Here is a 6,406-nt window from a genome sequence, read left to right on the forward strand (position 1 = left end):
AGCCAGGGCGCTCCCGAGCCCCAGGCCCGCCATGAACGCCGCCACCACCGTGGCGACGGCGTAGAGGGTGTTGCCGAGGATGTAGGAGAGCTCCTTCGCCCACGCCACCTCGAGGGCGAGGCTGGTGGCCCCCGAGAGGAAGAAGCACACACCCAGCACGAAGCGGTTACCGGTGTTCATGCTACGGCTCCGAAACGATGAGGAAATTCGGCATGAACAGTATCATACCAAAGAACGCCGACCCACGTCCGGCAGGGGGAAAAACACCGGTTCCGCGAAAAGAAGGCGGAAAATATTTTTCACGCACCGCGGAGCGCCTCTCGCCCCGCGTTTTACCTCGCGGGTTCGACGCGTACGGCGCAGGCCTTGAACTCGGCGGTGTCGGTGATGGGGTCGCAGGCGTCCGTCGTGAGAAGATTCGTGGGGGTCTCGGGGAAGTGAAAGCTCATGAACACGACGCCCCGGGGAGAGCGGTCGGTAATCAGAGCGCGCGCCTCGACGGAGCCGCGCCGGGAGATAACGCGTACCGGACATCCGTCGCGAAGGGCGAGCCGCCGGGCGTCGTCGGGATGGATTTCCACCCGCTCTTCGGGGACGAGCTCACGCAGTCCGGGCGAGCGCCCCGTCATGGTTCCCGTGTGATAGGTGGGAAGCCGACGCCCCGTCGTCAGCACCAGGGGATACGCGCCGTCAGGCGGCTCGGCGAGCGGAACGTGCTCCACGCACTGGAACTCCCCGGGGCGCTTCCGCAGGGCGTCACCGGCATGGAGCACGGGAGTGCCGGGATGGTCCTCCGAGGGACACGGCCAGCACAGGCCTTCTTTTTTGATGCGCGCGTACGTGATGCCTGAAAACGCCGGCGTGACGGTGCGGATTTCATCCCAGATTTCCTGCGGATGTCGGTATCGCATGGGAAGGCCCACGCGCTCGGCCAGGTCGCGCAAGATGAGCCAGTCGGGCCGGGCCTTGCCGGGGGGAGGCAGCGCCGCGCGCACCCGCTGGACGCGCCGCTCCGTGTTCGTGTACGTGCCGTCCGTCTCCGCCGGGGAGGCCGCGGGGAGCACGACGTCCGCCAGGCTCGCGGTTTCGGTCATGAACATGTCCTGGACGACGAGAAACTCCGCCTTCTCCAGTGCCTTGCGGGTCTTGGCGGCGTTGGCGTCGGAGAGCACCGAGTTTTCGCCCATAATGTAGAGCCCGCGCACCTTGCCTTCCAAAATAGCGTCCACCACTTTGATTTTGTTCAGGCCCGGCGTGTCGGGAACAGGAACGCCCCATGCTTTTTCGAAGCGGGCGCGGACTTCCGGGTCTCCCACCTTCTGGTAGCACGTCAGGACGGCGGGCAGGCAGCCCATGTCGCCCGCGCCCTGCACGTTGTTCTGGCCGCGCAGAGGGTTGACGCCGCCGCCCTCGAGGCCGAAGTTTCCGGTGAGGAGCGCCAGGTTGGCGAGCGACATGACGTTGCGGGTCCCGCAGGAGTGTTCCGTGACGCCCAGCGTGTACGCGATGGACGCCGGTTGGACGCTCGCGTAGAGGCGGGCCGCCTCGCGGATAAGGGAGGCCGGCACGCCGCAGATGCGCGCCGCGCGCTCTGGGGTATAGGAGCGCACATGCTTGGAGAGCTCCTTGAAGCCGCGGGTTTTTTCTCGAACGAAAGCCTTGTCCCATAGGCGCTCTTTGACGATGACGTGCGCCATGGCGTTGAAGAGGGCGATGTCCGTGCCGACGCGCAGGCGGAGCCAGAGATCGGCCCAGCGCACGAGGCCGATGCGCCGTGGGTCGCAGACGATGAGGCGCGCGCCGCGGCGCACGGCCTCTTTGATTTGCAGGGCGATAACGGGGTGCGACTCGGTGGTGTTGGAGCCGACGACCAGAATGACCTTGGCCTTTGCCAGGTCGCCGATGGGATTCGACATGGCCCCCCGGCCTACGACGATCGCCAGACCGGCGACCGTAGGGGCGTGTCAGGTACGCGCGCAGTTGTCGACGTTGTTCGTTCCGATGGCGGCGCGGAAGAACTTTTGAAAGAGGTAGTTCGGCTCGTTCGCGGCGCGCGACGAGCTCCATCCGGCGAGCACATGAGGACCAGACTCGCGTTTGATCCGTAAAAAATTTTCGGCGACGCAATCGTAGGCTTCCTGCCAGGAGGCGGTGCGAAAGCGGCCGTTTTCCCGAATCAGGGGATCGCGCAGGCGGTCCTCGTTGGAGACGAAGTCCCAGCCGAAGCGCCCCTTCACGCAGAGGGCGCCGCTGTTGACGGGGGAATCATGGCGTGCGGTCACGCGGGCGATCTTTTCGCCGCGCACGTGAAGTGTCACGCCGCAACCCGTGCCGCAGTAAGGGCACACGGTGTCCACGAGCTTATCCGCCGCTTTTCCGTCCTGGGCGCTCCGTTCCATAATGGCCCCGGTGGGGCACGCCTCGATGCACTGGCCGCAGAACTCGCAGGTCGACTCGCGCAGGTCTTGCCCGAAGGCGGGCCCGAGGTGCGGCTCCGACCCCCTGCCCGAAAGCGCCAGGGCGCCCGCTCCCTGAATGTCCGAGCACACGCGCCCGCAACGGGCGCATGCGATGCAGAAAGAGGGGGAGAACCGCAGGTAGGGGGCTCCGTCCCAGCTTTCGAAGTGGGCACCGCTCCGCTCCCCGTTGACGCCGTAGCGCTCAGCCCAGCGGTGGAGGTCGCAGAGCCGGCCGTCCACGCAGTTCGGGCAATCGGGCGGCGCGTCTTGAAGGAGCAACCGGAAAATTTCGCTCCGTATGCCCCGCAACAGCTCGTTTTCCGTCGTGACGACCATGCCCCGGTCGGCCGGCGTGTGGCACGCGGCCACGAGCCCCCGCTTTTCCACCTGGACGAGGCACACGCGGCACGCGCCGTAGGCGGGAAGCCTGGGCTCGAAGCACAGCGTGGGGATCTCCACGCCGGCGCGACGCGCCGCCGCCAGGAGAGTCTCTTCGGGCTCGGCGGTGCACGTCTTTCCGTCGATGATAATTTTATTCATAACGTCGCCCCTTTGGTGGAATCGGCCCGCGCCTTGCTGCAAGCTCCCCGCGCGAAGTGAATATCCAGCTCTTTGGAAAAGTACCGTTCGAGGCACCGGTACCCGATGGGCGCGCTTTTTCCCAGGCCGCAAAGCGACGCTTCGGCGAGAAGACGTCCCACCGAGCCCGTCAGCGCCCTTCGCTCCGAGGCGTCTCCGTTACTCCGGAGCAGGAGCCGTTTCAGCTCGGGAACCCCGAGCCGGCAGGGGAAACACTTGCCGCAGCTTTCGTGCGAGAGAAAGCGGAGGCTCTCCTGCACGAAATTCACGGGGCACTCCTCCTCGCCGAGGAAATACACGGTTCCCGTGCCAAGCATGCAGCCCTTCTCGTGCACGGCGTCGTCACGCATCGGCAAATCGAGAAGCTCGGCGGGAAGAATTCCTCCGGCGAAGCCGCCCAGCGCGAAAGCCGCGACGCGCCGGCCGGAGTCAGCCCCTCCGGCTTCTTCCAGAAGCCGCCTGAAGGACGCTCCGGCGGGCAATTCATAGACGCCGGGACGCGCCACGCATCCGCTCGCGCTGTGCAGGCGTGTCAGCGCTGGCTTTCGGGAGGACTTCGACGGAGCGGCATGCCCGAGGAGGAAAGCGGCGTACGCGAGGGTCTCCACGTTGTTAATCACGGTAGGGGCGCCGCCGAGCCCGGCCTCGGTGGGGTAGGGCGGTTTCTCGCGCGCGAGGGGACGCCTGCCTTCGAGCGACTCGAAGAGCGCCGTCTCCTCGCCGCAGATGTAGGCCCCACCCGCCCGCCGGACGTGAACGCGGAACGGATGGCGCGTGCCACGGACGCGTTTTCCGATGCAGCCCGCCTTTTCAGCCTCCCGGATGGCTTTCTTCAGGGAGTCGTAGGTGTCCGCGTATTCGTACCGGAGATAGATGAAGCCGTCCTCGGCGCCCACGACGAGCGCGGCGGCGGCCATGCCCTCCAGCACCAGATGCGGCGCCGCGGTCAACAGATAGCGGTCCTTGAACGTGGCGAACTCCCCCTCGTCGGCGTTGCAAACTATGTACTTGGGACGGCGCGCCGCGGCGCGCACGGCCCTCCATTTGCGCGCCGTGGGAAAACCCGCGCCTCCGCGCCCGCAGAGGCCGCGCTTATCGAGTCTCGCCAAAAAACGCTCAGCAGAAACTTTGTTGGCAAGGCGGGAAAGATTCCTGTATCCGCCTTGTTTAAGATAGCTTTTAAGCTTGGAGGGTGCGCCGCGCTCGATCCACTTCAGCAAAGGGGTGTCCGAGGAAACCACGCCCGTGGGAGGAGTTTTCCTCGCCCGGACGAGTGTAAGGCCGTCCTTTGCCGTTTTCCGCGAGCCTTTGCGCAAGATACGCCCGGCCAGCTTCTTGACTGCGTCTTGATTCAATCGGCCGCATTCCCGCTTGTCGGCAAGGCACGCGGGCGCCTCGTCGCAGTGCCCGAGGCAGGAAAAGCGCCCCCCCGGCAGAGCTTCCATGGAAGACACGCCCTGCTTCCGCCAGGCGGCGCGGCAGGTCGGCCCGTCGCAGAGCAGGAGGCGCGAGAGGTCTTCCTCCGGGCTGAGATGGGGGTAGAACGTTGCGGCCCCGTAGAGCTCGGCCTCGGAAACGTTCAATGCCTCCGCGGCGAAACGCAGTTCCGGTTTTCCAAGGCCCCCGTTCCTCTCACGCAGCGCATGCAGGAAGCCCAGCACCGGAAAGGGCTCCCCGCGCCAGCGCGTGGCCAGTCTCTTCAGGGCAGGCCCGGCCGACGCGTGGAATTCGCCTTCGCCCATGCGTTTTCTCGGAGCCTTACGGACGCGTTTTTTCTTCACGGCTTGTTATTCTACCTGATTTTTTATTGTAGCACACCGCAGATTTATCCGGGAAGCTCGGGCGGGGTGGCGGAGGCGACGGAAGGCCTGGCCGCTGCGGACGCTACTGCTTCTTAGGCGCCGGCTTCGCCTTGGGCTTGGGTTTTGGAGAAGGGCAGTACGGGTGGCGCTCCAGAGGAAGAAGACAGACGATGGATTCGTGGCCCGCCGACGGGTAGCCTTCGATCTGCCACTGCGTCACGAAGCGCTTCTCCACCCGCATCTGGGCCTCCGCGTAGTCCCCGTCGACGCCGTAGGCCAGGACGCTGACTACGGCCCACTGGGGCTGCGTGAAGCGGATGTCCGTGAGCGTGAGGCCGGTGAGTTCCAGCCCTTTTTCCGCGGCGTTCTCGTAGAGCTTCCGAAGCGCTTCGGGCGTGTTGTTGTCCGGCGCCTTGGTGGAGTGAAGCAGGGCCAGCGCCTCTTCGAACTCGCCGTTCAGGACGTGCAGGAAGTAGCCGTCTATGGTCTCGTAGATGAGCTCGCGGTCGCGCACGGTGTGGCTGCGCTCGAGGTGCGCCGAGGCGCCGGCGAGCACGTGCCTTGCGCCGTCGTAGTCGCCGTCCTGGTAATGCTGGAGCGCCTCGGCGAGCGCGCTCTCGACGTCCTCGGCGGGATATTCTCCCTGCATGCCCTGCGCCACCGCGAGAATTCCCGCGGCGAGAAGCGCGGCGGCCGCAAGCACGGCGGGCGTCTTCGTTTTCGGCATACGTGCGCAAATATCATAAGAAGCGGAGGAGAGAGTTGTCAAGCGCCCGGGAGGCGCGGCGATGAGGAACGAAGCGTTTTTTCGGGCTCGGCTTGACAGGCCAACCCTTATCGGAGACACTACGCCGGAGGAAGGGCCGAGGTAAAAGGAGCTATGAAACTCGCGTTCTTGTTTCCCGGCCAGGGCTCCCAGCACGCCGGCATGGGAAAGGACATTTTCGAAAAATTTTCCGAGGCCCGCTCGATCTTCGAGCGCGCCGACGCCGCCCTGGGCTTTCCCCTGAGCCGGTTGTGCTTCGACGGGCCGGAGGAGGAGCTGAAGCGCACGGCCAACACGCAGCCCGCCGTCCTGACCGTGAGCGCCGCCGTGCACGCCGTGCTCGAAGCGCGCGGCACGAGGCCGCTCGCGGCCGCGGGGCACAGCCTCGGGCAATACTCTGCTTACGTGGCGGCGGGGACGCTCCGCTTCGAGGACGCCGTCCGGGCCGTCCGGGCGCGCGGCGAGGCCATGCAGGAGGCCTGCCCGGAAGGGCAGGGCGACATGGCCGCCGTCATGGGCCTCGACCTGGCGAGCGTGGAAGCCGTCTGCCGGGAGGAGGCGCAGGGGCAGGTGCTCTCGCCCGCCAACATTAATTCGTCGGCGCAGATCGTCGTCGCGGGCCACAAGGCGGCCGTCGAGCGCGCCGTCCGGCGCGCCAAGCGGGAGGGCGCCAAGCGCGCGGTGCCGCTCGCCGTGAGCGCCCCGTTCCACTGCGCCCTCATGAAGCCGGCGCAGGACGCGATGCGGGAGATTCTTTCGCAAATCGAGTTCCGCGACCCGGCCTTCCCCGTGCTGGCGAA

Annotated in this window: 5 protein-coding genes; 1 reads left to right on the forward strand and 4 read right to left on the reverse strand. The window is 66.3% G+C overall.

The window, feature by feature from the left end; genetic code table 11:
- The 4 genes from JSV08_01510 to JSV08_01525 all read right to left on the reverse strand — a co-directional run.
- On the reverse strand, positions 1 to 180 hold a 180-nt coding region (locus JSV08_01510; GenBank protein ID UCF81127.1), incomplete at its 3' end, for a hypothetical protein.
- 152 nt (positions 181 to 332) lie between these two features.
- Positions 333 to 2,999, reverse strand: a complete 2,667-nt coding sequence (fdhF, locus tag JSV08_01515) for a formate dehydrogenase subunit alpha (protein UCF81128.1) — start codon at positions 2,997 to 2,999, stop codon at positions 333 to 335.
- Positions 2,996 to 4,819 (reverse strand): NAD(P)H-dependent oxidoreductase subunit E, encoded by a 1,824-nt coding sequence (locus JSV08_01520; GenBank protein UCF81129.1) that lies wholly within the window; start codon positions 4,817 to 4,819, stop codon positions 2,996 to 2,998. Before JSV08_01520 ends, fdhF begins: the two co-directional genes overlap by 4 nt.
- A 103-nt stretch (positions 4,820 to 4,922) precedes the next feature.
- A complete protein-coding gene (locus JSV08_01525) occupies positions 4,923 to 5,567 on the reverse strand; it encodes a hypothetical protein (protein ID UCF81130.1) in 645 nt (214 codons plus the stop codon).
- 153 nt (positions 5,568 to 5,720) lie between these two features.
- Here JSV08_01525 and fabD point away from each other — a divergent pair.
- Positions 5,721 to 6,406 (forward strand): ACP S-malonyltransferase (gene fabD / locus JSV08_01530; GenBank protein UCF81131.1); only part of this gene is annotated, 686 nt, incomplete at its 3' end.

The organism is Acidobacteriota bacterium (genome assembly GCA_020349885.1).
In the GTDB taxonomy this organism is placed as follows: Bacteria; Acidobacteriota.